General features: G+C 71.4%; 18 protein-coding genes. 13 read left to right on the top strand and 5 right to left on the bottom strand.

Annotated features, from left to right (window positions below; translation table 11 throughout):
* Positions 1–154: 154 nt before the first annotated feature.
* The 6 genes from RI138_RS09245 to RI138_RS09220 all read left to right on the top strand — a co-directional run bounded on the left by RI138_RS09245 (position 155) and on the right by RI138_RS09220 (position 11381).
* Positions 155–4396 carry an Rne/Rng family ribonuclease gene (locus RI138_RS09245; RefSeq protein WP_311119511.1) on the top strand — a complete coding sequence of 1414 codons (4242 nt, stop codon included), beginning with the start codon at positions 155–157 and terminating at the stop codon, positions 4394–4396.
* A gap of 334 nt (positions 4397–4730) precedes the next feature.
* The gene (locus RI138_RS09240) at positions 4731–5849 is read left to right on the top strand and encodes a DegT/DnrJ/EryC1/StrS family aminotransferase (protein WP_311119510.1); all 1119 of its coding nucleotides are present in this window, start codon (positions 4731–4733) and stop codon (positions 5847–5849) included.
* Entirely contained in the window at positions 5846–6865 is a 1020-nt protein-coding gene (locus tag RI138_RS09235) for a Gfo/Idh/MocA family protein (RefSeq protein WP_311119509.1), read from the top strand. The genes RI138_RS09240 and RI138_RS09235 overlap by 4 nt, the downstream gene beginning before the upstream one ends.
* Complete coding sequence (locus RI138_RS09230; protein ID WP_311119508.1) at positions 6855–8435, top strand: glycosyltransferase family 4 protein; 1581 nt, start codon at positions 6855–6857, stop codon at positions 8433–8435. Before RI138_RS09235 ends, RI138_RS09230 begins: the two co-directional genes overlap by 11 nt.
* A complete protein-coding gene (locus RI138_RS09225) occupies positions 8432–10093 on the top strand; it encodes a glycosyltransferase family 2 protein (RefSeq protein ID WP_311119507.1) in 1662 nt (553 codons plus the stop codon). The genes RI138_RS09230 and RI138_RS09225 overlap by 4 nt, the downstream gene beginning before the upstream one ends.
* A 4-nt stretch (positions 10094–10097) precedes the next feature.
* Positions 10098–11381, top strand: a complete 1284-nt coding sequence (locus tag RI138_RS09220) for a nucleotide sugar dehydrogenase (protein ID WP_096632920.1) — start codon at positions 10098–10100, stop codon at positions 11379–11381.
* 76 nt (positions 11382–11457) lie between these two features.
* Here RI138_RS09220 and RI138_RS09215 read toward each other — a convergent pair whose 3' ends face one another.
* The 5 genes from RI138_RS09215 to RI138_RS09195 form a co-directional block, all read right to left on the bottom strand.
* Positions 11458–12054: an acyltransferase gene (locus RI138_RS09215; protein ID WP_311119506.1), complete on the bottom strand. Its 597-nt coding sequence runs from the start codon at positions 12052–12054 to the stop codon at positions 11458–11460.
* 134 nt (positions 12055–12188) lie between these two features.
* Entirely contained in the window at positions 12189–12692 is a 504-nt protein-coding gene (locus RI138_RS09210) for a hypothetical protein (RefSeq protein WP_311119505.1), read from the bottom strand.
* A 119-nt stretch (positions 12693–12811) separates the two neighbouring features.
* Positions 12812–13291, bottom strand: coding sequence for a hypothetical protein (locus RI138_RS09205; RefSeq protein WP_311119504.1), 480 nt, complete (start codon positions 13289–13291; stop codon positions 12812–12814).
* Between the two features lie 102 nt (positions 13292–13393).
* On the bottom strand, positions 13394–13771 hold the full coding sequence (locus RI138_RS09200) for a hypothetical protein (RefSeq protein WP_096632924.1): 378 nt from the start codon (positions 13769–13771) through the stop codon (positions 13394–13396).
* 15 nt (positions 13772–13786) lie between these two features.
* Positions 13787–17155 carry a hypothetical protein gene (locus RI138_RS09195; protein WP_311119503.1) on the bottom strand — a complete coding sequence of 1123 codons (3369 nt, stop codon included), beginning with the start codon at positions 17153–17155 and terminating at the stop codon, positions 13787–13789.
* A 296-nt stretch (positions 17156–17451) separates the two neighbouring features.
* Between RI138_RS09195 and RI138_RS09190 the strand changes: the two genes are divergently transcribed.
* From RI138_RS09190 to RI138_RS09160, 7 genes are all read left to right on the top strand, one after another.
* Positions 17452–17853: a hypothetical protein gene (locus tag RI138_RS09190; protein WP_311119502.1), complete on the top strand. Its 402-nt coding sequence runs from the start codon at positions 17452–17454 to the stop codon at positions 17851–17853.
* Between the two features lie 265 nt (positions 17854–18118).
* On the top strand, positions 18119–18439 hold the full coding sequence (gene rplU, locus RI138_RS09185) for a 50S ribosomal protein L21 (RefSeq protein ID WP_008738952.1): 321 nt from the start codon (positions 18119–18121) through the stop codon (positions 18437–18439).
* Positions 18440–18453: 14 nt separating this feature from the next.
* Positions 18454–18711, top strand: coding sequence for a 50S ribosomal protein L27 (gene rpmA, locus RI138_RS09180; protein WP_006124388.1), 258 nt, complete (start codon positions 18454–18456; stop codon positions 18709–18711).
* Between the two features lie 145 nt (positions 18712–18856).
* Positions 18857–20293, top strand: coding sequence for a GTPase ObgE (gene obgE, locus RI138_RS09175; protein WP_096623383.1), 1437 nt, complete (start codon positions 18857–18859; stop codon positions 20291–20293).
* A gap of 416 nt (positions 20294–20709) precedes the next feature.
* Positions 20710–22209 carry a bifunctional cytidylyltransferase/SDR family oxidoreductase gene (locus RI138_RS09170; RefSeq protein ID WP_311119501.1) on the top strand — a complete coding sequence of 500 codons (1500 nt, stop codon included), beginning with the start codon at positions 20710–20712 and terminating at the stop codon, positions 22207–22209.
* 225 nt (positions 22210–22434) lie between these two features.
* Entirely contained in the window at positions 22435–24552 is a 2118-nt protein-coding gene (locus RI138_RS09165) for a hypothetical protein (RefSeq protein ID WP_311119500.1), read from the top strand.
* A 177-nt stretch (positions 24553–24729) separates the two neighbouring features.
* Positions 24730–25962, top strand: coding sequence for a glycosyltransferase family 2 protein (locus RI138_RS09160; protein WP_311119499.1), 1233 nt, complete (start codon positions 24730–24732; stop codon positions 25960–25962).
* Positions 25963–26141 lie beyond the last annotated feature (179 nt).

Below are 26141 nucleotides of genomic sequence, written 5' to 3'. Positions count from 1 at the left end.
GCCAGGCCGTACGCACACCGCATACGGAACCGGCGAGCCAGACATCAGCTCCCGTGCGGCGCCCGCGCCCCGGACGGCGGTATCGCACCACTGCGGACCGAGCCGGACCGGAATCAGACGCGGCGCCCGGGAGCACGACGGGAGAACCGCCCGCATGCCTCAGCCGAACGAACCCGGCACGACCGGGAACAACGACGAGAACACCCCCGGGGACAAGCTGCCGCCGCGCCGCAGGCGCCGCGCCGCCTCCCGCCCGGCGGGCCCGCCGGGCGCTGCCGTGACGCCCGTCGAGGACGTCACGTCGGCCATACCGGCCGCCGAGTCCGCCGCCCCGGCCCCGGACGACACACCCGAGGAAACGGTCACCGAGACCGCCCCTCCCGCCCGTACGCGCCGCCGCGCCGTGCGCAAGGCCACCGCCCCCGCCGGCGCCCCGGCGCCGGTGGAGAGCACCGAGGCCGTCGAGACCGCGGCCCCGGCCGCCGCCGAGTCCGTCGCGGAGCCCGTCGTGGAGGAGGAGTCCGCCGCGCCCGCGCCGCGCACCCGCCGCCGTGCGGTCCGCAAGGCGACAGCGCCCGCCGGTGCGCCGCAGCCCGCCGAGGCCGCCGCCCCGGTCGTCGAGACCCCGGCCGAGCCGGCCCCGGAGGCCGACCCCGAGGACGAGACCGTGGCCGCGGTGGAGACCGTCGAGGAGTCCCCGGCGCCCCGCCGCCGTCGCGCGTCCCGCAAGGCCACCGCCCCCGCGGGGTCCCCGCAGCCCGCCGAGGCCGCCGTCGTGGTCGAGCCCGCCGAGGCCGCCGAGCCCGTCGCCGAGGCCCCTCGTGGCCGCACCCGCCGCCGTGCCTCGGCCCCCGCCGGTACGCCGCAGGCCGCCGCGCCCGTCACGCCTGCCGCCGAAACGGCTGCCGAGTCGGCGCCCGTCGCCGCCCCCGCTGCCGAGGCCGAGGAGACCCCCTCCCCGCGCACCCGCCGTCGCGCGTCCCGTAAGGCCACCGCGCCCGCCGGAGCCCCGCAGGCCGGCGACGAGGCCGAGACCGCGGCCCCGGCGGAGGAGGCCGCCGAGACCGGCGAGAGCCTGCCCGCCGCCGTGGCCGAGGAGCTCGCCGCCGAGGCCGACGAGGTCGAGGAGGCGGCTCCGCGCGGACGCCAGCGCCGCCGCGCCACCTCCGCCGCGGGCCGCCCCGAGTTCACCGCCAAGACCGAGGAGCCCACCCGTAAGGGCCGCCGTGCGACCCGCCCCGCGGTCGCCGTCTTCCAGGCCCCGGTCTTCGCCGAGCCCATGTTCCAGACCCCCGAGACGGCGGCCGCCGCTGCGGCGGCCGGTTCGACCTCGCCGTACGACGAGGTCGACGAGGCCGAGGAGCAGCAGACCGCCGAGGCCGAGCAGAGCACCGCGCCCGCTGAGGCCGCACCCGCCGAGGCCGCGCCGCAGGGCGGCTCGCGTCGCCGTCGCCGTCGCCGTGGCGAGGCCGTCGAGGCCGAGCAGGCCGCCGAGCCCGCCGCCCCGGCGGCCCCGGTGGAGGAGCCCGCCGAGCGGCAGGCCGCCGAGGCCGAGGCGGATGCCGAGCAGGAGGGCGAGGACACCGACGAGTACGGCGACCGTCCCTCGCGCCGCCGTCGTCGCGGTGGCCGACGCCGTCGTCGCGGCGAGGCCGGTGACACGGACGAGGCCGAGCAGAACGGGGACGAGGCGCGGACCGCGTCCCGTTCCGGCGAGGCCCCCGCCGAGGACGAGCCCGCCCCGGTGCAGGACGCCGACGAGATCGACGAGGACGAGGACTCCTCGGCCTCCGGGTCGAGCAGCAGCCGTCGCCGTCGCCGTCGCCGTCGCCGTAGCGGTGACGCCGGCGAGGCCGACCACGGCACCGCCGACGACCCGGAGCGTACGGTCGTCAAGGTCCGTGAGCCCCGCAAGAAGGAGGAGCGCGAGCCGGGCACCGGCTTCGACGAGGTCCAGTCCATCAAGGGCTCGACCCGTATGGAGGCCAAGAAGCAGCGCCGCCGCGAGGGCCGCGAGCAGGGCCGCCGCCGGGTCCCGATCATCACCGAGGCGGAGTTCCTGGCACGCCGCGAGGCCGTCGAGCGCGTGATGGTCGTCCGCCAGAACGGCGAGCGCACCCAGATCGGCGTCCTTGAGGACAACGTGCTCGTCGAGCATTACGTCAACAAGGAGCAGGCCACCAGCTACGTCGGCAACGTCTACCTGGGCAAGGTCCAGAACGTACTGCCGTCCATGGAGGCCGCCTTCGTCGACATCGGCAAGGGCCGCAACGCCGTCCTGTACGCCGGTGAGGTCAACTTCGAGGCGCTCGGCATGGCCCACGGGCCGCGCCGCATCGAGACCGCCCTCAAGTCCGGCCAGTCGGTCCTGGTGCAGGTCACCAAGGACCCGATCGGCCACAAGGGCGCGCGTCTGACGAGCCAGGTCTCGCTGCCCGGCCGCTACCTCGTCTACGTGCCCGAGGGCTCGATGACCGGGATCAGCCGCAAGCTGCCCGACACCGAGCGCTCCCGCCTCAAGACCATCCTCAAGAAGATCGTCCCCGAGGACGCGGGCGTCATCGTGCGCACCGCCGCCGAGGGCGCGAGCGAGGACGAGCTGCGCCGTGACGTCGAGCGGCTCCAGCAGCAGTGGGAGGACATCCAGAAGAAGGCGAAGGGCACCAGCGGCTCCAACGCGCCGACGCTGCTCTACGGCGAGCCGGACATGACCGTCCGGGTCGTCCGCGACATCTTCAACGAGGACTTCTCCAAGGTCATCGTCAGCGGTGACGACGCCTGGGAGACCATCCACGGTTACGTCTCGCACGTGGCGCCCGACCTCACCGAGCGGCTCTCGCGCTGGACCTCCGAGGTGGACGTCTTCGCGACGTACCGCATCGACGAGCAGCTGATGAAGGCGCTGGACCGCAAGGTCTACCTGCCCAGCGGCGGTTCGCTGGTGATCGACAAGACCGAGGCGATGGTCGTCGTCGACGTCAACACCGGCAAGTTCACCGGCCAGGGCGGCAACCTGGAGGAGACCGTCACCAGGAACAACCTGGAGGCGGCCGAGGAGATCGTGCGCCAGCTGAGGCTGCGCGACCTCGGCGGCATCGTCGTCGTCGACTTCATCGACATGGTCCTGGAGTCCAACCGGGACCTGGTGCTGCGGCGCCTGCTGGAGTGCCTGGGCCGCGACCGCACCAAGCACCAGGTCGCCGAGGTCACCTCGCTGGGCCTGGTCCAGATGACCCGCAAGCGGGTGGGCCAGGGCCTGTTGGAGTCATTCTCCGAGACCTGCGTCCACTGCAACGGGCGCGGTGTCATCGTCCACATGGAGCAGCCGACGTCCGTGGGCGGCGGTGGCGGCGGCAAGAAGTCCCGCAAGCGCGGCCGCGGCGGCTCCGGCCAGGACCACGAGCACGGCCACGACGACCAGGCGGTCATCGACACCGAGACGGAGACCGAGGCCGAGCTGGCCGCCGAGGTCGCCGCCCCGGTGGCGGTGGAGCCCGAGGTCACCGCGGACGAGGAGTTCTACAGCAGCCCGGCCGAGGCCGAGGCGGCCGCCTCGCGCGGCCGTGGCCGCCGTCGGTCCTCCCGCAAGGCGTCGGCCCCGGCCGGCACGCCGAAGACGGAGGCGCCCGCCGAGGCTCCCGTGGCCGAGGCCGCACCCGGGCCGGTCGCGGAGTCCCCGGTGGTCGAAACCCCCGTAGCGGAAGCCCCGGTCGCCGAGGCGGCCGAGCCCGCACCGGCCCCCGAGGCTCCGGCCGAGGCCGCGCCCCAGGGCCGTACGCGCCGCCGGGCCACCCGCAAGGCGTCCGCCCCGGCGGGCTCGCCGAAGCAGGCCGAGGCCGCCGAGCCGGTCCGGCCCGCCGAGCCCGCCACGGACCCGGTCGCGGTGGAGGACCCGGTCGTCGAGGCCCCCGAGGCCCCCGAGGCTCCGGCCCCCCAGGCTCCGGCGGAGAAGGCCCCCGAGGCCGAGGCTCCCGTGGCCGCCCCGCCGCGTGCCCGGCGCCGGGTGACCCGCAAGGTCACCGCTCCGGCGGGCTCGCCCACGGGGTCGGACGAGGCAGCGGTGGTCGTGGTCGTGTCGACTCCCGAGGCGCCCGACGCTTCCAAGGCTCCAGAGTCTCCTGAGGAGCCCGAGGCGAAGGCCCCGGAGTCCGCGGAGGCCCCGGAATCCACGGAACCGGCCCCGGCGAAGAAGACGGCCCGCAAGGCCGCCGCCAAGAAGGCACCGGCGAAGAAGACGGCGGCCAAGAAGACCGCCGCCAAGAAGACGGCCGCGAAGAAGACCACGGCGAAGACGGCCGCGAAGAAGGCGACGAAGAAGACCGTCGCCGCCGAGCAGTCGTCGCCCTCCGTGACCGCTTCTGCGCCCTCCGCAGAGGGCGCGCCGTCGGCCGGCTGATGAATTCGTAACCGGTTGTTCACCTTCAGGTGCCCCGCCCCGAGCGCATCGGGGCGGGGCACCTGCTTTGTTTCGGAACTGATGCAAGCGCCGGTTAACGAGCCCGAAATTGGGCCAGAAATCCCTGATAATGTGACGACGGTTGCCATGCCTGTGAGCGTTCTTCATGAAAACTACAGGCGGTGACAGGTCCCGGCGGTGTTGGCGGCCGGACCAGATTCCTCGGCAGGGCGTCGGCATCGCGCCGGTGGGGTTACGCGCGACCTCGTAAGACGTCCCGCACCTCAGAGCTCTGCCTGGTAACGAGCTCTTGCGGTGTTCAAGGAGGACGTCCATGACGAGCATCAACGAGCAGCCGATTCCTGCTGCCCGTCCGGTCATCGGAGAAGACGAGATCGAGGCAGCCGTACGGGTGCTGCGCAGCGGTCGCGTCGTGCAGGGCCCGGAGGTGGCGGCCTTCGAGGAAGGGTTCTCGCGGCTGGTCGACGACCGGCACTGCGTCGCGGTCAACTCGGGCACCTCGGCCCTGCACCTGCTGCTGCTCGCCCTGGGCATCGGCCCCGGCGACGAGGTGATCGTCCCGTCCTTCTCCTTCGCGGCCTCCGCGAACGCGGTCCGCCTGGTCGGTGCCGACGTGGTGTTCGCCGACATCGAGCCGGGCAGCTTCGGCCTCGACCCGGCGGCGGTCGAGGCCGCGATCACGCCGCGCACCGCCGCGATCATGCCGGTGCACCTCTACGGCCACCCGGCGGCGATGGACAAGCTCATGCCGATCGCCGACAAGCACAAGCTCGCCGTGGTCGAGGACGCCTGCCAGGCGCACGCGGCGGCCCTGAACGGCACCCCCGTCGGCGCGTTCGGCGCGGGCGGCACCTTCAGCTTCTACCCGACCAAGAACATGCACTCCCTCGAAGGCGGCATGGTCACAACGGCCGACGCCGAACTGGCCCGCACCCTGCGCCTGCTGCGCAACCAGGGCATGGAGCAGCGGTACGCCAACGAGATCGTCGGCGCCAACATGCGGATGACCGACGTGTCCGCCGCCGTCGGCCGCGTACAGCTCGGCAAGCTGGAGGGCTGGACCGAGCAGCGCCGAGCCAACGCTGCCTACCTCGACGCCAACATCACCGCCCCGAGCGTCACCACCCCGCCGGTGGCCGAGGGCGCGCGCCACATCTACCACCAGTACACCGTGCGGATCCGGGGCGACCGGGACGCCGCGATGGCCAGGCTCACCGAGGCTGGCGTCGGCAACGCGGTCTACTACCCGACGCCGATCCACCGCCTGAAGCCCTACTGGGAGCCGGACCAGAAGGCGGGCCGCACCTGGGACCTGCCGGAAACCGAGAAGGCCGCCGCCGAGGTCGTCTCGCTGCCCGTCCACCCCTCCCTCACCGAGGGCGACCTGGAGCGGATCGTCGCCGCCGTGAACTCCCTGGGGGAGAACCTGTGAGCGCCGTACTGAAGGCCGGGCTCGTCGGCCTCGGCTCCATGGGCCGCCACCACGCCCGTGTCCTCGCGAGCCTTGAGGGCGTCGAGCTGGTCGGCGTCGTCGACCCGATGGGCGACAAGAACGGCTGGGCCCAGGGCGCCCCCGTGCTCTCCACCGTCGAGGAGCTCATCGCCCTCGGCATCGACTACGCCGTCGTGGCCTGCCCCACCGGCCTGCACGAGGAGGTCGGCCTCCAGCTCGCCGACGCCGGTGTCTGCGCCCTGATCGAGAAGCCGCTCGCCGACACCGTCGAAGGCTCCCGCCGCCTCGTCGAGGCCTTCGAATCCCGCGACCTGGTCGCCGGCGTCGGCCACATCGAGCGCTGCAACCCGGCCCTCCTCTCCCTCCGCGCCCGCCTGGAGGCCGGCGAGCTGGGCGACGTCTACCAGGTCGTCACCCGCCGCCAGGGCCCCTTCCCGCACCGCATCGCGGACGTCGGCGTGGTCAAGGACCTGGCCACCCACGACATCGACCTGACCAGCTGGGTCACCGGCCAGGCGTACACCTCGATCGCCGCCCACACCGTCTCCAAGTCCGGCCGCCCGCACGAGGACATGGTCTCCGCGGTCGGCCAGCTGTCCGACGGCACGATGGTCAACCACCTGGTCAACTGGCTGAGCCCGCTCAAGGAGCGCTTCACCTCGGTCACCGGTGAGCGCGGCTGTTTCATCGCCGACACCCTCACCGCCGACCTCACGTTCCACTCCAACGCCGCCGTCACCACCGAGTGGGAGGCGCTGCGCGCGTTCCGCGGGGTCGCCGAGGGCGACATGATCCGCTACGCCATCCCCAAGCGCGAGCCGCTGCTTGTCGAGCACGAGCTCTTCCGCGACGCTGTACAGGGCAAGCCCGCCGACATCTGCACGCTGCGCCAGGGGCTTCGTACCGTCGAGGTGGCGACATCGCTGCTCGACTCGGCCAACAGTGGCCGGACCGTCGTATTTGAGACAGGAGAGCACGCTCGTCATGGCGATTGACAGCTCGGCCGCGGGGCCGGAGCGCAGTTCCCGGGGAAAGATCGTCATGCTCGTCGACAACGGCGTCAACGGCGATTCCCGGGTGCAGAAGGAAGCCCGCTCAGCGGCGGAGGCCGGCTGGGACGTGGTGCTTCTGGGCAAGTCGCCCACCAAGAAGAACCAGAAGTGGTGGCTCGGCGACGCCCAGGTCCGCCTGTTGCATGTGCCGACGCCCATGCATCGCCGCCGTCACGAGTACCGCAGGGCCGTGCTGCGTTCGCCTCTCGCGTATCCGCCCGGCCCGCTCGCCGAGTACCGCAAGCAGCGGATGAAGGCCTGGCGCGCCGAGCTGAACGTCCGGAGCGTCGAAGCCAGGCGCAGCGGGTCGCCGCTGGGCACCGCACGTCTGCTGCCTCCCCGTCTGCTGGCGAAGACGCTGAGCAAGTGGGTGCACCTCCGGGCCGGTCGCACTGAGGCGCTCGCACAGCGTCGCAAGAGCATGGATTCGCGGCTGGACCGTTTCACCACGGCTTTCTGGATTCGCACCATGGGTGACCGGGCCTGGCGACGCCTCGACCCGGCCCTGTGGGACTTCGAGCTGGCGTACGGGAAGGTCATCGACCGGCTCGAACCCGACGTGATCCACGCCAACGACTTCCGCATGCTCGGCGTGGCCGCGCGGGCGAAGCTGCGCGCCGAGGCCAAGGGGCGGACGGTCAAGCTCCTCTGGGACGTGCACGAGTTCCTGCCCGGCATCAAGCCGTGGAGCCCGCACCCGCGCTGGCACGTCGCGCAGTGCGGGCACGAGCGGGAGTACGCGAAGTACGCCGACGCCGTCACCACCGTCTCCAGCACCCTGGCGGAGATGCTGGTCGAGCGTCACGGCCTGAAGGCCCTGCCGGAGGTGGTGCTCAACGCCCCGGACGCCGAGATCTCTCCGGAGCAGGCCGCGGAGCCGGTGCCCGACCTGCGTGAACTGTGCGGCATCGGTCCGGACGTCCCGCTGGCGGTCTACAGCGGCGCTGCGGCGCCGCAGCGGGGCCTCGACGTCATGGTCGAGGGACTGCCCCAGCTCCCCGGCACGCACGTGGCCTTCGTCGTCCTGCGGCCCAACTCGGCGTACATGCAGGAGCTCAAGGAGCGCGCCGCCGAACTGGGTGTCTCCGACCGGCTGCACATCCTGCCGTACGTGCCTCACTACCAGGTGGTCCCCTTCCTGTCAGCGGCGGACGTGGGCGTCATCCCCATCCACCACTGGCCGAACCACGAGATCGCCCTGATCACCAAGTTCTTCGAGTACTCCCACGCCCGCCTGCCGTTCGTGGTGAGCGACGTCAAGACGATGGGGGAGATGGTCGCCCGGACCGGCCAGGGCGAGGTCTTCACCGCTGAGGACGTGTCCGACTACGTACGGGCGGTCAAGTCGGTGCTCGCAGACCCGGCGAAGTACCGCGCTGCCTACGGACGCGAGGGGCTGCTGGAGAACTGGACCTGGGAGGCTCAGGCCGAGGTCCTGGACGGCGTGTACACGCGGCTCACCGGAGCGGCACCGGTGGACGCGGAACAGCCGGGCTCCCAGGTGATGGCATGACACGAGACCCCGATGTCACCGTCGTCGTCGCCGTCTACAACACCATGCCCTACCTCACGGAGTGTCTGAACTCCCTGGTCCGGCAGAGCATCGGCCCGGAGCGGCTGGAGGTCGTGGCCGTCGACGACGGGTCGACCGACGGGAGCGGTGCGGAGCTCGACCGGTTCGCCGAGCGCTACCCCGACGTGGTGAAGGTGATCCACCAGCCGAACTCCGGGGGCCCTGCCGCGCCGAGTAACCGGGCGCTGGGCGTGGCCACAGGCCGTTTCGTCTATTTCATAGGTGCGGACGACTATCTCGGCGAAGAGGCGCTGGAGCGGATGGTCGCCTGTGCCGACGCCAACGAGTCGGACGTGGTCGTCGGCAGGATGGTCGGCACGAACGGGCGCTACGTCCACCAGAAGCTGTACGACGGGAACCATCCCAGCATCAGCCTCTACGACTCGGCGCTTCCCTTCACGCTGGCCAACACCAAGCTCTTCCGCCGTGAACTGGTGGAGAAGCACGGACTCCGCTTCCCCGAGGACCTGCCGGTCGGCAGCGACCAGCCGTTCACCATCGAGGCGTGCGTCCGGGCCCGGAAGATCTCCGTGATCTCCGACTACACCTGCTACTACGCGGTCAAGCGCGGCGACGCCAGCAACATCACCTACCGGGCGAACCACCTGGCCCGGCTCCGGTGCACCGCAAGGATCATGGAGCACACAGCCGCTCTGATCCCCGCGGGTCCGCAGCGTGACGCGGTGCTCAAGCGCCACTTCGACTGGGAGCTCTCCAAGCTCCTCCAGAAGGACTTCCCCGCCCTCGACCCGGACACCCGCCGCCAGGTGTGCGAGGGCGTCGGCGCGCTGGTGGACACCTACTTCACCGACGGCCTGCGCGACGGCACCGGAGTCAAGCGCCGCGTGCGCTTCGGCCTGGCCCGGCGCGGCGCCGTCGAGGAGCTCACCCGCGCCATCGCGGAGGAGACCGACCACGGAGCGCCGCCCTTCCTGCTGGAGGGCGACCGGGCCTTCGCCGTCTACCCCGGATTCCGGGACGCGGCCGTCGGCCTCGACGAGCGGTACTACGAGGTGCTCGGCGAGACGGTGGCGGGACGCCTCTCCGCCGGTACGCGACTGGAGTCGGCCGACTGGGAGCAGCACGGCGAGGAGCTCGCGCTCACCGTGAAGCTGCGCGTCGGCGTCACCGGCGACACGGCCTCGGCCGTCGTCGCCCTGGCCCAGGGAGCCATGCCGCAGAGCGCGGACAAGCCCGGTGCGCGCAAGCTCCCCAAGGACGCCCCGCGCCCGAAGAGGACCGGCACGCTCACGGCCGGGACCGCCGAGGACGGCGGTACCCTGCTGACCGCCCGCATCCCGCTCGCCGCCGCGCGCGCCAAGAGGGGCGTCCGCCTCTACGCGGACGTGGCGGGTTCGACGTACGAGATCCCGGTCCGCACCGAAGGGCAGCCGCTGCCGCTGGCACGCCGCTGGGGGAGCACCGCCCCCCACCGTGTCGCGGCGAACCCGAACACGAAGGGCCGTCTCGTGATCACGACGGCCCCGCTGTGGGAACCGAAGCCCAGCGTGGGCGCACGGCTGCGCCGAACGCTGTCCAGGTCGAAGAGCGTGGGCGCACGGCTGCGCCGCACACTGTCCAGGTCGAAGAGGAAGTAACCCGATGAACATCTGTGTAGTCGCGCTCGGCAAGATCGGACTTCCGCTCGCCGTGCAGTTCGCCGCCAAGGGCCACAAGGTCATCGGCGCGGACGTCAACGAGAAGGTCGTCGAGCTGGTCAACGCGGCCACCGAGCCGTTCCCCGGTGAGCACGACCTGGACGTCAAGCTGAAGGAGACGGTCGGCGCCGGTCTGCTTTCCGCCACGACGGACACCACGGCCGCGGTCGCCGCGTCCGACGCCGTCGTGGTCGTCGTCCCCCTCTTCGTGGACGCCGAGGGCACCCCCGACTTCGGCTGGATGGACGCCGCGACCAAGGCCATCGCGGCGGGCCTCAAGCCCGGCACGCTGGTCAGCTACGAGACCACGCTGCCGGTCGGCACGACCCGTACCCGCTGGGCGCCGATGCTGGCCGAGGGCTCGGGTCTCACCCCGGGCGAGGACTTCCACCTCGTCTTCTCGCCGGAGCGCGTCCTCACCGGCCGGGTCTTCGCCGACCTGCGCCGCTACCCCAAGCTTGTCGGCGGCATCGACGAGGCGTCCGCCGCGGCGGGCGTCACCTTCTACGAGTCCGTGCTCGACTTCGACGAGCGTGAGGACCTGCCGCGCCCGAACGGTGTCTGGGACCTCGGCACGGCGGAGGCCTCCGAGCTCGCGAAGCTCGCCGAGACCACCTACCGCGACGTCAACATCGGCCTGGCCAACCAGTTCGCCCGGTTCGCCGACCGGAACGACATCGACGTCAAGAAGGTCATCGAGGCCTGCAACAGCCAGCCCTACAGCCACATCCACCAGCCGGGCATCGCCGTCGGCGGCCACTGCATCCCGATCTACCCGCGGATGTACCTGTGGAACGACCCGGAGGCCACCGTCGTACGCTCGGCCCGCGAGGCCAACGCCGCGATGCCCGCGTACGCCGTCGACCTGCTGGCCGCCGCCTACGGCGACCTGGACGGCGTCGGAGTCCTGGTGCTGGGCGCGGCCTACCGCGGTGGCGTCAAGGAGACCGCGTTCTCCGGCGTCTTCGGAGTCGTCGAGTCCCTCAAGGCGCGTGGCGCGGTGCCGTTCGTCTCGGACCCGATGTACACCCCCGAGGAGCTGACCGCCCTCGGCCTCATCCCGCACGAGGGCCAGGCCGTCACCGCCGCGATCCTCCAGGCGGACCACGCCGAGTACCGCGAGCTGTCCGCCGCCGACCTCCCGGACGTGCGCGTCCTCGTCGACGGCCGCCGCACCACGGACCCGGCCAACTGGGCGGGCGTGCGCCGCGTGGTCATCGGCGGCTGAGCCGTCCGAAGACGCGGAGAGGGCGGGCGCCCAGGCCGGGCGCCCGCCCTCTCCGCGTCTTCGGACGGAATGCCTCTCAGCGCTCGGACAGCACGCCGTCCGTCTCGTCGTAGACCGTTCCGCTCTGCGGGCACTCCCACACGCCCGGCTCGCCCGTGCGCTCGGTCAGTCGTACTCCGGCCCGTCCGACCCAGCCGATCTGCCGGGCCGGTACGCCGACGACCAGCGCGAAGTCCGGTACGTCCTTGGTGACCACAGCACCCGCAGCGACCATCGCCCATCGGCCGATCCGGACCGGAGCGACACAGACCGAGCGCGCGCCGAGCGAGGCCCCCTCGGCTACCTTGACACCCACGGCCTCCCAGTCACCCCCGCGCTTCTGCTTGCCGTCGGGGTCGACCGAGCGAGGGTTGTGGTCGTTGGTGAGGACGACCGCGGGGCCGACGAAGACGCCGTCGCCGAGCTCCGCCGGCTCGTAGACGAGGGCGTAGTTCTGCAGCTTCACGTTGTCGCCGATGCGCACACCGGTACCGACGTAAGCGCCGCGGCCGACGACGCAGCCCTCGCCGAGCCGGGCGCCCTCGCGGATCTGTGCCAGCTCCCAGACGCTGGAGCCTGCCCCGATCTCGGCGGTCTCGTCGACCTGGGCTGTGGGCTGGACCCTGTAGTTCACGTTGTGCGCCTTCCGGAGAGCCGATGTGCCCGGAAAGCATAAAGGCACGCTTCGGAACGGCCCCGTGCCTCGTACGCGTGGGACGGACTGCGCGTGCGAGGCACGGGGCCTACGGAGACTGAGCTACGCGGAGATCACGCGGAGGTGGAGAGCTCGACCAACACGTGGTCGCGGCCCTCCGGGTCCGCGGCCTCCCCGACGCCCTTCCACTCGTTCTTGGCGACGGAGATGTTCTGCTCGTCGTCCTCGGCGGTCAGCTTCACGTCGGCCTCGTGCGAGGCCGCGCCCTTGACGCCGTAGACCGTGGGTATCTCCACGCTGAGGTAGCCGGTCGTGCCCGTCACGCGGAAGCAGATCCGGCCCTTGGTGCGCGAGTACACCTCCAGGAAGCTGCCGTCGGAGGCGCAGTCCGCGAGGGTGATGTGGCCGTTGCCGCGCTTGAGGACGATGCCGAGCTCCGCCTCGATCCGGTCCGCTCCCGGGTAGGCGAAGTCCTCGACGGCGTGCGGGGGAAGCTCGTCCGCGGCGGCTGCCGCAGGTCTGGTCCGAGCCTCGTCGGCGTGGGCCACGGTGACGACCGCCGCGATGCAGGCGGCGGTTGCCACGCCCGTGGCGACCACGCGTCGCGCAAGCTTCATGATGATTGCCTTTCCGTTCATGGATATGTGTGCGGTGTCTCTTTGTTTCTCTCGCCGAATTTCCGGCTCAAGTCTGCGTATTCAAACACGAGTTGTCGTGCGGTGCCCGTGCCCGGCGCCTATCGGGTGACCCACCCGGCAACCACCGCGGCCGCCGTCGGAAGCACCAGCAGCGCCATTCCCAGGGCCGCGGGAAAAGGCCCCCGGGCCCGTACCACCTGACGTACCGCGAACGCCTTCTCCAGCGCCGCGTCCGTCCGCTTGCCCGACAGGGGGGTGACCACCCCCACCACCACGAGCGCCGCCTCCGGCCACCGCAGCCGCGCCTCGCCACGCAGCGGGAGCGTCCAGGACGACACCCACCCGCGGAAGGGTGCCAACGCGAGCACGGCACCCCAGAGGAACCCCGCGCAGGTGGCGAGGACGGTCGGCCACGACACCTCGGCGAGAAGCCGCAGCGTCAGGGCCAGTACGACGGTCACCGGAAGCGGCATGGCCGCCATCCACCGCTCCCGCTTCACCGGCAGCCAGCGCAGCAGCGAGCAGGTGAGCACTACTTCGGGAATCAGTGCCACGAGCACCCACAGGGGGAGGGCCACGAGAGCTCCTTTCGGAAGCGGGAAGCGGGAAGCGGGAAGCGGGAAGCGGGAAGCGGCGAATGGTCGGTGGCGAATGGGTGGCGGGGAATGCTCAGGGGTTTTTCACAGCACGACCGCCATCGCCGTCACGACGGCTGTGAAGGTGAGGAAGAAGAGCGCGGTCTGCTTCCCCGTGAGCGGTTCCATCTGCTGCCCCGAACGCACCACTTCGCGCTGCCTCCGGAGATAGCCGGCGAAAATGATCCGGCAGAGGGTCAGACCCAGCATGGTGGCCGTGTACAGCGCCAGCGGGGTGTTCCCCTCGTAGTCGCGCACGGCCGAGTCCACGACCACGGACGCGGCTCCCGCCATCGGCAGCAGGGCGGTGAGTACGCGGCCCTTCGCCGTGGCGGCCAGGAACTGGGCCGCCACGGCGAGGGCGATGCCGGAGACGGCAGCGGCGATCCACCAGTGCGTGGTGGAGAACGAAGAGGTGAGCAAGGGGCTTCCCGTCGCCTACCAGGTGAGCCAGCCGACGACCGTGGTCGCCGCGTCGCTCACGACGCCGGAGACCTTCGCGCCGATCTCCTCCGCCACACCGAACTTGCTGAACAGCCGTCCCTTGCCGAAGAAGACGCCGCCGACCACGAACAGCCCGAGAGCCTGGTGGAACTGGCTGCTGTCCCAGCCGTAGCCCCAGCCGCTCAGGCCCGCGCTGACACCCTGCAGGCCCCAGGAGATGAGACCGGCCCCGAAGGCCAGCCCGCCGAGGACCGGCGAGGCGGGCGTCGGGAACAGGGCCGCCACGCCGAGCACGACCGAGGCCGTGCCGAAGACGGTGCTCCAGTGGCCGGTGGCCGCCGCCCAGTCCTTGGGGTCCTTCATGTCCTCGGGCCACAGGCCGAGCCATTTGGTGTCGCCGGTGTCGTCGTTCTCCGGCTTGTCCGAGGGGTTGGTGCCGTTCTCCTGGTGCTTCTTCGCCTCCTCGGCGGCCTTCTTCGCCGCCGCTGCCGCCTCGGCCCGCCGCTTCTGCGCGGCGATCGCGCGGGCCTGGCTGGCCGCCGCAGCGGCGGCCCGCGCGTCCTGGCCGGCCTGCTGGGCGGAGGCCGCCGCCCGGGCGGCTGAGGCCTGGGCGTCCACCGCGTACGCCACAGCCTGCTTGGCGGAGGCCGAGGCCCGGCGCATCGAGTAGTTCGCCGAACGCGCCGCACCCCGCGCGGTCAGCGCGGCGGCGCTCGCGGCCTTGGCCGACTGGGCAGCGGACGCCGCGGACTTGTCGGCGGCATCCGCGTTCGCCCTGGCCTGGGTGGCGGAGTTCGCGGCGTCCTGGGCGTAGTCGTCGGCCTTGGCCGCCCACTCGGCCGCCTCCTTGGCGGCCTTCCGGGCGTCCGCGGCCGCCTTGGAGGCCCGGGCCGCGTCCTCCAGGGCCTTCGCCGCGACCTTCGCCGCATGTGCGAGGGTCGCCCGGATCGCGGAGACGTGGGTGGCGTGGTCGTGGTCGAGGCGGGCGATGTTGAACTTGTCGCGGACGACGAAGGCGCGCCGCATCCGCGCGGAGCCCTCCAGGACGATCTGCGCGGCCGAACGCATGTAGGGGCCGCCGGTCTCCAGGAGGCGGAATATCTCGACCTGGTCGTCCTCCTTCGTCGCCGCCGTGAGCTCGACGGTGAGGAAGTGGTGGAGCGCCTGGGGCGTTCCGGCGTCCAGTGCCGCCTGGGCCTTCGCCTTGACGGCCCGGCCCGGGTCCTGGGCGAGGATCTTGAACACCATGACCCGGTTCTCCACGGCCGCCGCTTCGATGGCCCCGGACTCCAGGAAGGCGGTGGCCGCGTTCGGGTCGCTGTCCGCCAGCGCCCGCTCGGCACCCTCGGCGACCCCGGCGGTCGAGGCCTGAGCCAGCGCGAGAACGTTCTCCCGGTCGTCCTGCTGCTGGGCGAGCAGGCGGTCGGCGTCGATCCAGTTGGCCACGTCGTGGTCGGAACCGGCCAGGGCGAACTCGGCGGCCCCCCGGGTCCAGGTGCCGCTGGAGTCGAGGAGCCGTACGGCGGCCTTGCGGCCGACCGTAACGGCGGACGCGGTGTTCCCGGCCGCCAGCGCCGCCTCGGCGGTGGAAATGAGCCCCTTGATCTCGTCCGAGGTCTGGGCCGCCTGGGTGAGCTGCTTCTCCACCCGTTCGGCGTCCGCGATCTCGGCCTCCGCCCGCACCCGGGCCTCCAGGATGCCGAGCTCGGTCTCCTCGGCGATCCGGTCGGTCTCCGCCTTCCGGGCCGCCGCCTCGACCTCCTGGGCTTCCTTGACGGCGTCGGCCGCGGTGTTGGCCGCCTCGACCGCCTGCTTGCCGTACTGGGTGGAGCGCTTGGCGTACTCGATCGCCTTGCCCGCGTTGGCAGCAGCCTCCTCCGCCGCGGCTGCTGCCTTGTCGGCGTGGGCGGCGGCGCTGTTGGCCGCGTCGCGGGCCACCCGGGCGGCTGCGGCGGCGCGGTTCGCCAGGGCCTGAGCGGTGCCCGCGGCGCGGGTCGCCCGGGCGGCTGCGGCGTTGGCCTCGGCCGCGGCCTGGCGGGCCTTGGCGGCCTGGGACTGCGCGGCGCCCGCGGAAGCGGCGGCGTCGGCCGAGGCGTTGGCGGCCGCGGCGGCGTTGCGGGCGGCGCTCGCGGCGGCCGATCCGGCGGCCGACGCCTGGCTGGAGGCGGTGGCGGCGTGGTCGGCGGCCTTGGCCGCGGTACGGGCACGGGCGGCGGCGTTCCGGGCGCCCACGGCGGCCGACCGTGCCGCGGAGGCCTTCGAGGCGTCCTTGGACGCGGCGATCGCGGCGTTGTAGGCGCGGGCCGCGGCGTTTCCGGCCGAGGCGGCGGCAGCGGCCGCGGCCTGTGCGGCCTGGGCGGCGCGGCTGGAGGCGGCCTGGGCCGTACGCGAGGCGGCGATGGCCGTATTGGCGGCGGACGCGGCCCCGCGCGCGGCGCTCGCGGCGTTGTTCGCGGCTCTGGCCGACTTGCGGACGTCCTGCTGGGCGGCCTTGGCTTCCTCCGCCGCCTTCAGGGCGGCGGTCTTGGCCTTCTCGGCGGCCTCCTTGGCGCGCTCGGAGTAGGCGACGGCCTTGTCCGTCGTCTGCTTGGCGCGCTTGCCCTCGCGCTCCACGATCGCGACGAGCTGCTCGATCGTGGCGGCTTCCTCGTCGCGGGCACGGGCGATGTGCTGGCCGGAGGAGAGGAAGAGGCGGATCGCCTCGGGGGACCCGTCCTCCAGGGCGCGCTGCGCGTACTTCTTCACCTCGGGCGACGCGGTGCTGAGGATGGTGAAGACCGCTACCCGGTCGTCCTCCTCCTGCGCCGTGTACTGGGTCGTCCTCAGGAAGGTCTCGAACGCTTCCTCGGTGTTGGCGTCCAGGGCCTTGGAGGCTTCGCGCTTCACCGCGGTGCCACCGTTGTTGAGGGCGGAGAACACCGCGACCCGCAGGTCTTCCTTGACCGGTGCGACGAAGCCGTCGCTCAGGAACTCGGCGATCGCCTCGTCCCCGCCGGACAGCGCCGCGTTCGCGCTGTCCGTCACGGACCGGCCCGCCTCGGAGAGGCTGGTCAGGATGGCGAAGCGGTTGTCCTCCGCGCGAGCGGCGGGCAGTTCGGTGGTGAGGAAGGCGGTCAGCGCGGCCGGCGTGCCGACGAGCGCGGCCGCTGCCCCCTCACGAACAGCGCGCCCGCCGGTCTTGTAGGCCCAGACGGCCTTGCCCTGATCGGTGGCGGGGAGGCCGTTCTCCGGATCACCGGGCGCGGTCGGAGCCGCGTGGGCGGGGGAGGCGCTGAGCGTGAGGATCGATGGCAGGGCGGGGACCGCCGCGGCTCCGGCGACGGTGGCGAGTATCCGGCGTCTGCTCCACAACGAAGGCGACAAGACGTGCATCCTTCCCGTTCGGGATACGTCGGTACAGAACTGCACGCATCCCCCAACTGCGCCTGTTACTTGTGGTGTTGGAGGGAAACGCGGCGTGTCCTGTGATTCCACGGGAACATTACCTGCCTCAGCACAATCGTTCATGGTTCGTCAAAACCTTCTCCGCAAAGCCACAATGGGGATCGCGGCCGGGGCGGTACGGGCCCCGGCGACCCGAAGGAGAAGGGGTACGTGTCGCGCTGATGCGGTTCTCTCCCGGCGAAGTGGTTTGCCGCGTCCGGCTCAACCTGGAACGCGTGCGCACAGTCGAGGAAGCGCTGCGCACCTGGCTGCCGCTGATCTCCGAGCTCCAGCCGGTATCGGTGGCGGTAGAGGCGGCCCACCCGGACGGGCTGCGCGGGGGCTTCCTGGCCGACCTCCTCGTGGTGCACCCCCTCCCGGAAGGCGGGGCCGCGGGCGACGGGGCCGCGCCGGACCGGCTGCTCGCCTCGGTGGGCACGCTGGCCCGGAGGCTCGGCCTGGACCCGGCGGGGTTCGTGGCCGACGAGGACGGCGTCGGCGGGGTGCTGAACGTGCGGGGCGAGGGTGAGGGCCCGCCCTGCGGTGCCTACCTGATCCTCGCCCTGACCGGTGCGGACCCCCTTGACCCCGAGGGCGAGGAGGCGGAACACGTGGACCCGGGCGAGGGTCTGCCCTGAGCGTGAAGCCCCATCGGGCATCCGGGACGTCCAAGGCCTCCAAGGCGGCGGTCGGACCCGGTTTGACCCCCGTCACCCCGCCCCGTAACCTTGACCCTCGGTGTGTTTCCGTACGCACCTACCCCTGAGCACATCCCTCCCGGTAACGGTCGGTGTTCGCGCCGTCCGCCAGGAGAGGCCGCTCATCCTTCCGGATCGACACGGGCCCCGGCCCGTGCGAGCGGCTGGCATCAGGGGATCCGTTCCGAGCGAGAGAGAGATCCGCGTGTACGCCATCGTGCGCAGCGGTGGTCGCCAGCACAAGGTTGCTGTCGGCGACATCGTTGAGGTTGACAAGATTTCCACTGCCAAGGTTGGCGACACGGTCGAGCTCTCGACCCTGCTCGTTGTCGACGGCGACGCCGTGACCAGCGACCCGTGGGTGCTGGCCGGGATCAAGGTCCAGGCCGAGATCGTGGACCACCACAAGGGCGCGAAGATCGACATCCTTCGCTACAAGAACAAGACCGGCTACCGCCGTCGCCAGGGTCACCGCCAGCAGTACACGGCGATCAAGGTCACCGGTATCCCCGCGGCTGCGAAGTAAGGGACTGAGAACACATGGCACACAAGAAGGGCGCATCGTCCACTCGGAACGGGCGCGATTCCAATGCTCAGCGGCTCGGCGTGAAGCGCTTCGGCGGTCAGGCCGTCAACGCCGGTGAGATCCTGGTCCGCCAGCGCGGCACCCACTTCCACCCCGGCGCGGGCGTCGGCCGTGGCGGCGACGACACGCTGTTCGCGCTGACCGCCGGTGCGGTGGAGTTCGGTACGCACCGTGGCCGCAAGGTCGTGAACATCGTTCCGCTCGCCGTCTGAGTTCTTTCGACGCGCGCAGAACGACACACAGCACCTTCCGAGGGCGGATCTCAGCTTTCCCGGCGAACGGGGAAGCGGGTCCGCCCTCGGCGTGTTACGACAGAGACAATCCCGTATTTTCCTGCTGTACCTGGAGGCACCAACCATGACCACCTTCGTGGACCGCGTCGAGCTGCATGCCGCCGCGGGTAACGGAGGCCACGGCTGCGCCTCCGTACACCGTGAGAAGTTCAAGCCGCTGGGCGGCCCCGACGGGGGCAACGGCGGACGCGGCGGCGATGTGATCCTCGTCGTCGAGCAGTCCGTGACCACGCTGCTGGACTACCACCACAGCCCCCACCGCAAGGCCACCAACGGCCAGCCGGGCGCCGGCGACAACCGTTCCGGCAAGGACGGCCAGGACCTCGTCCTGCCCGTGCCCGACGGCACCGTGGTCCTCGACAAGGCCGGGAACGTGCTCGCCGACCTCGTCGGCCAGGGCACCACCTTCGTCGCCGGTCAGGGCGGCCGCGGCGGCCTCGGCAACGCGGCGCTGGCCTCCGCCCGCCGCAAGGCGCCCGGTTTCGCGCTGCTCGGTGAGCCGGGGGAGAGCCGGGACATCGTCCTGGAGCTCAAGACCGTCGCCGACGTGGCCCTCGTCGGCTACCCGAGCGCGGGCAAGTCATCGCTGATCTCGGTGCTCTCCGCGGCCAAGCCGAAGATCGCGGACTACCCCTTCACCACCCTCGTACCGAACCTCGGAGTCGTCACCGCCGGCTCGACCGTCTACACCATCGCCGACGTCCCCGGGCTCATCCCCGGCGCCAGCCAGGGCAAGGGCCTCGGCCTGGAGTTCCTGCGCCACGTCGAGCGCTGCTCGGTGCTCGTGCACGTCCTGGACACCGCGACCCTGGAGTCCGACCGCGACCCCGTCTCCGACCTCGACATGATCGAGGAGGAGCTGCGGCTGTACGGCGGCCTGGAGAACCGGCCCCGCATCGTCGCCCTCAACAAGGTCGACATCCCCGACGGCCAGGACCTGGCCGACATGATCCGCCCCGACCTGGAGGCCCGCGGCTACCGCGTCTTCGAGGTCTCCGCCATCGCGCACAAGGGCCTCAACGAGCTCAGCTACGCCCTCGCCGGGATCATCGCCGAGGCGCGTGCCGCCAAGCCGAAGGAGGAGGCGACCCGCATCGTCATCCGCCCCAAGGCCGTCGACGACACCGGCTTCACGGTCACCGCGGAGGACCAGGACCTCTACCGGGTGCGCGGCGAGAAGCCCGAGCGCTGGGTGCGGCAGACCGACTTCAACAACGACGAGGCCGTCGGCTACCTCGCGGACCGGCTCAACCGCCTCGGGGTCGAGGAGGCCCTGATGAAGGCGGGCGCCCGGGCGGGCGACGGCGTCGCCATCGGCCCCGAGGAGAACGCGGTCGTCTTCGACTGGGAGCCGACCGTGATGGCCGGTGCCGAGATGCTGGGCCGCCGCGGCGAGGACCACCGCCTGGAGGCCCCGCGCCCGGCGGCGCAGCGCCGCCGGGACCGGGAGGCCGAGCGCGACGACGCGCAGAAGGAATACGACGAGTTTGACCCCTTCTAGGCCCGCGTGCCGGAGGGCCTTCCCGGCCCTCCGGTCTGGGAGCATTCCGGGCCCGCCCGCCGAAGAACCCTCCGAGCCCCGCCGTACGGCATCCCGGCTCCCGGGCCCCCAGCTGCCGGCGGCGCCACCCCCACGGCCCGTCCTTGCGGAGGCGGGCCGTCCGGTAGCCTCGGGCCCGGGTGCCGGACGGTTCCCGCCGGTCACGCCGGGTGCGCGTGCTTCAGATGTGCGGATTACGCAACAAGTCTGTGGATTCGGTCACCCCGCGTGCCGACCCGGCGGCGCCCAACCTCCCTGGCCAGATGGTGAACTGCGGGTTTCCGCAGGCCTAGCGGCGGACGACGTCCACCTTGCGAGACGGTCACGGAGAGTGCGACCATCACACTGTTCCCCCGTCATAGCAAGGTAGGTCGTCTGTGTCTGTGCCGCACGAAGCCAAGCCCCGGACCACAGCGGTCGTGCTCGCCGGTGGTACCGGACAGCGCGTGGGCCTGTCGATCCCCAAGCAGCTGCTGAAGATCGCCGGCAAGGCCGTCATCGAGCACACGCTGACGATCTTCGAGAACGCCGAGGACATCGACGACGTCATCGTGCTGATGGCGCCCGGATTCGTGTCCGACGTCGAGAAGATCGTCGCCAAGGCCGGACTGTCCAAGGTCACCCGGATCATCGAGGGCGGCACCACCCGCAACGAGACCACCGAGCGCGCCATCGCGGCCCTCGGCGAGGGCCTCGCCGAGGGCGAGGACCGCAACGTCCTCTTCCATGATGCGGTTCGCCCCCTGCTGTCACAGCGTGTGATCAAGGACTGCGTCGACGCGCTGGAGCGCTACCAGGCCGTCGACGTCGCCATCCCGTCCGCGGACACGATCATCGTGACCCGTACGCACGGTGAGGACGGCGAGTTCATCACCGACGTGCCCGACCGCTCCCGGCTGCGCCGCGGCCAGACGCCGCAGGCCTTCAAGCTCTCGACCATCCGCAAGGCGTACGAGGTTGCGGCGGGGGACCCCAACTTCCAGGCCACCGACGACTGTTCGGTGGTCCTCAAGTACCTCCCCGACGTGCCGATCTACGTGGTCGCGGGCGACGAGTACAACATGAAGGTGACCCAGCCGGTCGACGTCTTCATCACGGACAAGCTCTTCCAGCTGGCCTCCACCGCCGCCCCGCGCCAGGCCGACAGGGCCGCCTACCGGGAGCTCCTCACCGGCAAGACCCTCGTCGTCTTCGGCGGTTCGTACGGCATCGGCGCCGACATCGCGGCCCTGGCCGAGAGCTACGGCGCGAAGGTGTACGCCCTGGGCCGCTCCACCACCGGTACGCACGTGGAGAACCCGGAGCACGTGGACGACGCGCTCTCCAAGGCGTACGGCGAGACCGGACGTATCGACTACGTCATCAACACCGCGGGCGTGCTGCGGATCGGCAGGCTGGCCGAGACCGACAACACGACGATCCAGGAGGCGCTGAACGTCAACTACCTGGCGCCCGTCCAGATCGCCCGTGCCTCGTACAAGTATCTCGCCGAGACCCAGGGGCAGTTGCTGCTCTACACCTCCAGCAGCTACACCCGCGGCCGCGCCGAGTACAGCCTGTACTCCTCGACCAAGGCCGCCATGGTCAACCTCACCCAGGCGCTCGCCGACGAGTGGGCGGGCGAGGGCATCCGGGTCAACTGCGTGAACCCGGAGCGCACCGCGACCCCCATGCGTACCAAGGCGTTCGGCCAGGAGCCCGAGGGGTCGCTGCTCTCCTCGGAGGCCGTGGCGCGGACCTCGCTGGACGTCCTGCTCTCCGCGCTGACCGGTCACGTCATCGACGTACGGCAGCAGGACCCGACCGCGGGTGCCTCCGAGTCCTCCGGGTTCGAGCAGGCGCTGGCCTCGGTGCTGGACCGTCAGGAAGATGTGTAATAATTCTTGACAAAAGTGCTTATTCGGGCCTCTGTTATCGCTTAGAGCGAGCACAGGGGCCCGAATGCGTGAAGCCGCACCTTCACATTTCCCCCAATAGGTGAATTAACCGGCACCCCCTGGAGCAGGTTCTTCGTGATCTCGACAGCCATTCGCCTGGCCCGTGTGGGCAGCAGGTCGGAACTGGCGGCAGCGTTGTTGATGGGGCTGGGATATCCCTGCGTCATGATCGCCGCGCTCGTTCCCCACATCTGGTTCTTTGCGGCGGCCGCCGCTGTCACGTATGCCGCGGACTGGTATCTGCACCAGCGGGGGAGCTATCTGATCAACCGGCTCAGCAGGGTGCGGGCCGGGCTGCCGATCCGCTTCCTGCTGCGCCAGCTGATGCTCATCCTGCTGCTGGCCCGGCTGGACCTCGCGGAGGAGCCGCTGTTCTACACGGCCGCCGCCTGCTTCCTGCTCTTCTACGGCCTCCAGGCACCGCACGGCGCTCTGGTGACCCTGATCCGGCTCCGCCGCACCATGCCGGTCGTCACCCGCAACGTGGACCTGCACGCCGTCCGCATCCCCGACGCCCCGCCGGGCGTGCTGCTGCGGCGCTCGGCCGAGAAGATGCTGCACCTGGACATCCCGGCGGTGGCGGGCATCCTGATCGCCGCCGAGACCGGCGTGGACGCCATCGGCTACGCGGGCGCGGCCCTCACGCTGCTGCTCGCCCTGCTCTCCATCGCGGTGCTCCTCCCGTATGTGCGCCGCAGCCGTCTGGCGCCCCCGGCCTCCGCCGTGCTCAAGGCCGTCGACGGCTGGCTGCGCGAGTACCAGCCGACGGTGGTGCTCTACTTCTCCGGCTCCAACGAGTCGGCCTACCAGGGCAACATGTGGCTGGAGACCATGGCCCGGATCGACGGACGGCCGCTGATCATCATGCGCGAGCGCGGTCTCGTTCCGCAGCTGGCCGAGACGTCCGTCCCGGTCATCTGCGTGCCCGCGGGCACCCACCTGATGAACCTGGACCTCTCCACCGTCCGGGTCTGTCTGTATCCGGCCAACGTCGGCAAGAACATCCACAGCCTGCGCGTTCCGACCATGAAGCACGTCTTCATCGGCCACGGCGACAGCGACAAGCTCGCCAGCGTCAACCCGTACTCCAAGGTCTACGACGAGGTGTGGACCGCGGGCCGGGCCGGGCGGGACCGCTACGCGCTGGCCGACGTGGGCGTCCGCGACGAGGACATCGTCGAGGTCGGGCGTCCGCAGCTGGAGCCCATCAGGGGCTGGACGGGCACCGTCAAGAACCCCATCCCGACCGTGCTGTACGCGCCCACCTGGGAGGGCTGGGACGACAACCCGGGCAACACCTCGCTGCTGCTGGCGGGCGAGAACATCGTGCGGCGGCTGCTGAACGCCGCCGACCCGGTCCGGATCATCTACAAGCCGCACCCCTTCACCGGCATCCGCAGCGCCAAGGCCAAGGCCGTCAACGCCCGGATCCGGGCGATGCTGGACAAGGCGGCCGCCGAGCGCGCCGCCGAGCCCCGCTGGGCGAAGGAGGCCGCATCGGCCGCCGCCGGACAGGGCGCGGCCAAGGCCGAGCTGGTCCGCATCGAGGCACGGCTCGCGGAGCTGACGGCCACCGGCCGCTCCGGCGGCGACGACGCGGAGGAGTCGCGGGTCTCGCTCGCCGACCCCGCCCGCGAGGCGGAGACCGCACAGCTGCGGGCCGAGTGGAACGACGCCTACTGGCGCTCCTTCGGCTGGTGGGAGCACCGTACGGTGACGGGGCCGCAGCCCAAGCTGTACGACTGCTTCAACCAGTCCGACGCCATGGTTTCGGACATTTCCAGTGTGGTCTCCGACTTCATCGCGAGCGGCAAGCCGTACGCGGTCACCGACTCCGCCGCCCTCGGCCCCGAGGAGTTCAAGCGGCAGAACACCGCCGTACGGGCCGCGGTCATCCTGTCCAACAGCGCCGAGGAGCTCGACGAGCTGCTGGCCGCGGTGGCCGACCCGGCGGCGGACACGCAGGCCCAGGCCCGTCGTGAGCTGAAGACCTACCTCCTGGGGCCGGACGAGCCGACGTCCATGGAGCAGTTCAACGCCGCCGTACGGGCGCTGGCCGCCAAGGCCGAGGCCCGCAACCAGGGCGTCGCCCAGCGGGTCGGTGAGCAGGCCGTGGCAGTCCCGGACGCGGAGGCCGCGACCAGCGGCGCCGGCGCCGGGGATCCGCAGGCGGCCGCCGAGGCGGACGCCGCCGCGGACCCGGACGCTCCGGCCGTGCCCGGCGCCGAGGCGGAGGTGCGGGCGGAGGCCGCCGTCACCGAGGGCACCTCGTCCGTGCGCTGACCGGCATCCGGCTGGCCGACGTACAACTGATCGAACTGGCCGAAAACCAGGCAACCCCGATTGCGACCCGTACGTCTCCCCTTCGGGAGGGATGTACGGGTCGTTCGGCATGTCGATGCGCAAAAGGTGCAGAGTCGGGCAATCTGCCTTCTTTCGTGATCCAATCGACAGGTGCACATGGCCGACATGCCCAGGAAGAACCACGAGCCCGATGTCAGTGTGATCATCGGAGCTTATGACGCTATGCCCTACCTGGTCCGTTGCCTGGAGTCCGTCGAGGCGCAGACCATCGGCCCGGCCCGCATGGAGATCGTCGCGATCGACGACGGTTCCACCGACGGCACCGGCGAGTATCTGGAGAAGTTCGCCGCCCGGACCGCCGTTCCCATGAGGGTCGTCCGGCAGGAGAATTCCGGCGGACCCAGCGGCCCGCGCAATCGCGGACTCGGTCTCGCCCGCGGCCGGTACGTCTTCTTTCTCGACGCCGACGACTATTTCGGCGAGGAAGCCCTGGAGCGCATGGTCGCCATGGGGGACCGGGCGGGCACGGACGTGGTGCTCGGAAAGATCGTCGGCGTCAATCGCGGTGCCGCGAAGTCGATGTGGAAAGAGACCGTCGAACGCGCCGACCTGTATTCCTCGAACATCAAATTCACCCTCAGCGCACAGAAACTCTTCCGGCGCGACCTTCTCGTACGCCTCGGCATGAGCTTCGACGAGAAGCTGAAGACCGGCGAGGACGCCCTGTTCACCATGGAGGCGTACCTGCGCGGCAACGGAATCTCCGTCGTCGCCGACTACACCTGCTACTACCTGGTGGGCCGCGAGGACCGCAACCAGATGACCAAGAAGGGCAGCTATACGCGCCGCTTCGACTCGGCCCGCGCCCTCATGGGGCTCATCGCCGAGCACGTCCCCCCGGGGCCCCGGCGCGACTTCCTGATGGTGCGCCCCTTCGTCATCACGCTGCTGCCGCAGTTCGGCCCCGGACTGGTGAAGCAGAAGGGCGAGGTCCGCGAGCGGAAGGCGGCGCTCGCCGCCCCCCTGATGAAGGCCTACTGGACCCCGGAGGTCGGCCGCAACCTCAAGGTCAACGAACGGCTGCGGCTGATGTGCCTCGCCGAGGGGCGTCTCGACCTGCTCCTGGACATCGCGGCCTTCCTGCGCGACAAGAAGGAGCCCGCGGTCGTCCGCCGGGGCGACCGCCTCATGCTGGCCTACCCGCACTTCGGCGAGAGCTCCGTGCTCCCCGACCGGGCCTTCGAGGTGACCGTCACCGAGTGGATCGGCGGTCGGCGGATCGAGGCGCCGAGGGCGAAGCCCCGGGCCTCCTTCGCCCGGCGCCTGGTCCGCAAGGCCCGCCGTACGGTGCTCAGCGCCCTGCGTACCCCCCGGGCCCACCGGGTCTGACCGCCCGGCCGGGAAGCCCGGCAGCCGCGCACACCCGCCCCGGACAGCGACCGGGGCGGGTCGTTCCCGTGCGCGGTGTCACGTCATACTGTTGGGCAACCGTGAGACCGTTGGAGAGGTCTCATTAACGCCCCGTCCTCCTGGGGTTCACCATCTGCACGTCCCCCCGGAAAGGCCCT

The sequence above is a fragment of the Streptomyces durocortorensis genome, from assembly GCF_031760065.1.
In the GTDB taxonomy this organism is placed as follows: Bacteria; Actinomycetota; Actinomycetes; order Streptomycetales; family Streptomycetaceae; genus Streptomyces.
Note: the sequence above shows the minus strand (reverse complement) of the source record. Positions and strands in the feature narration are given on the sequence as shown.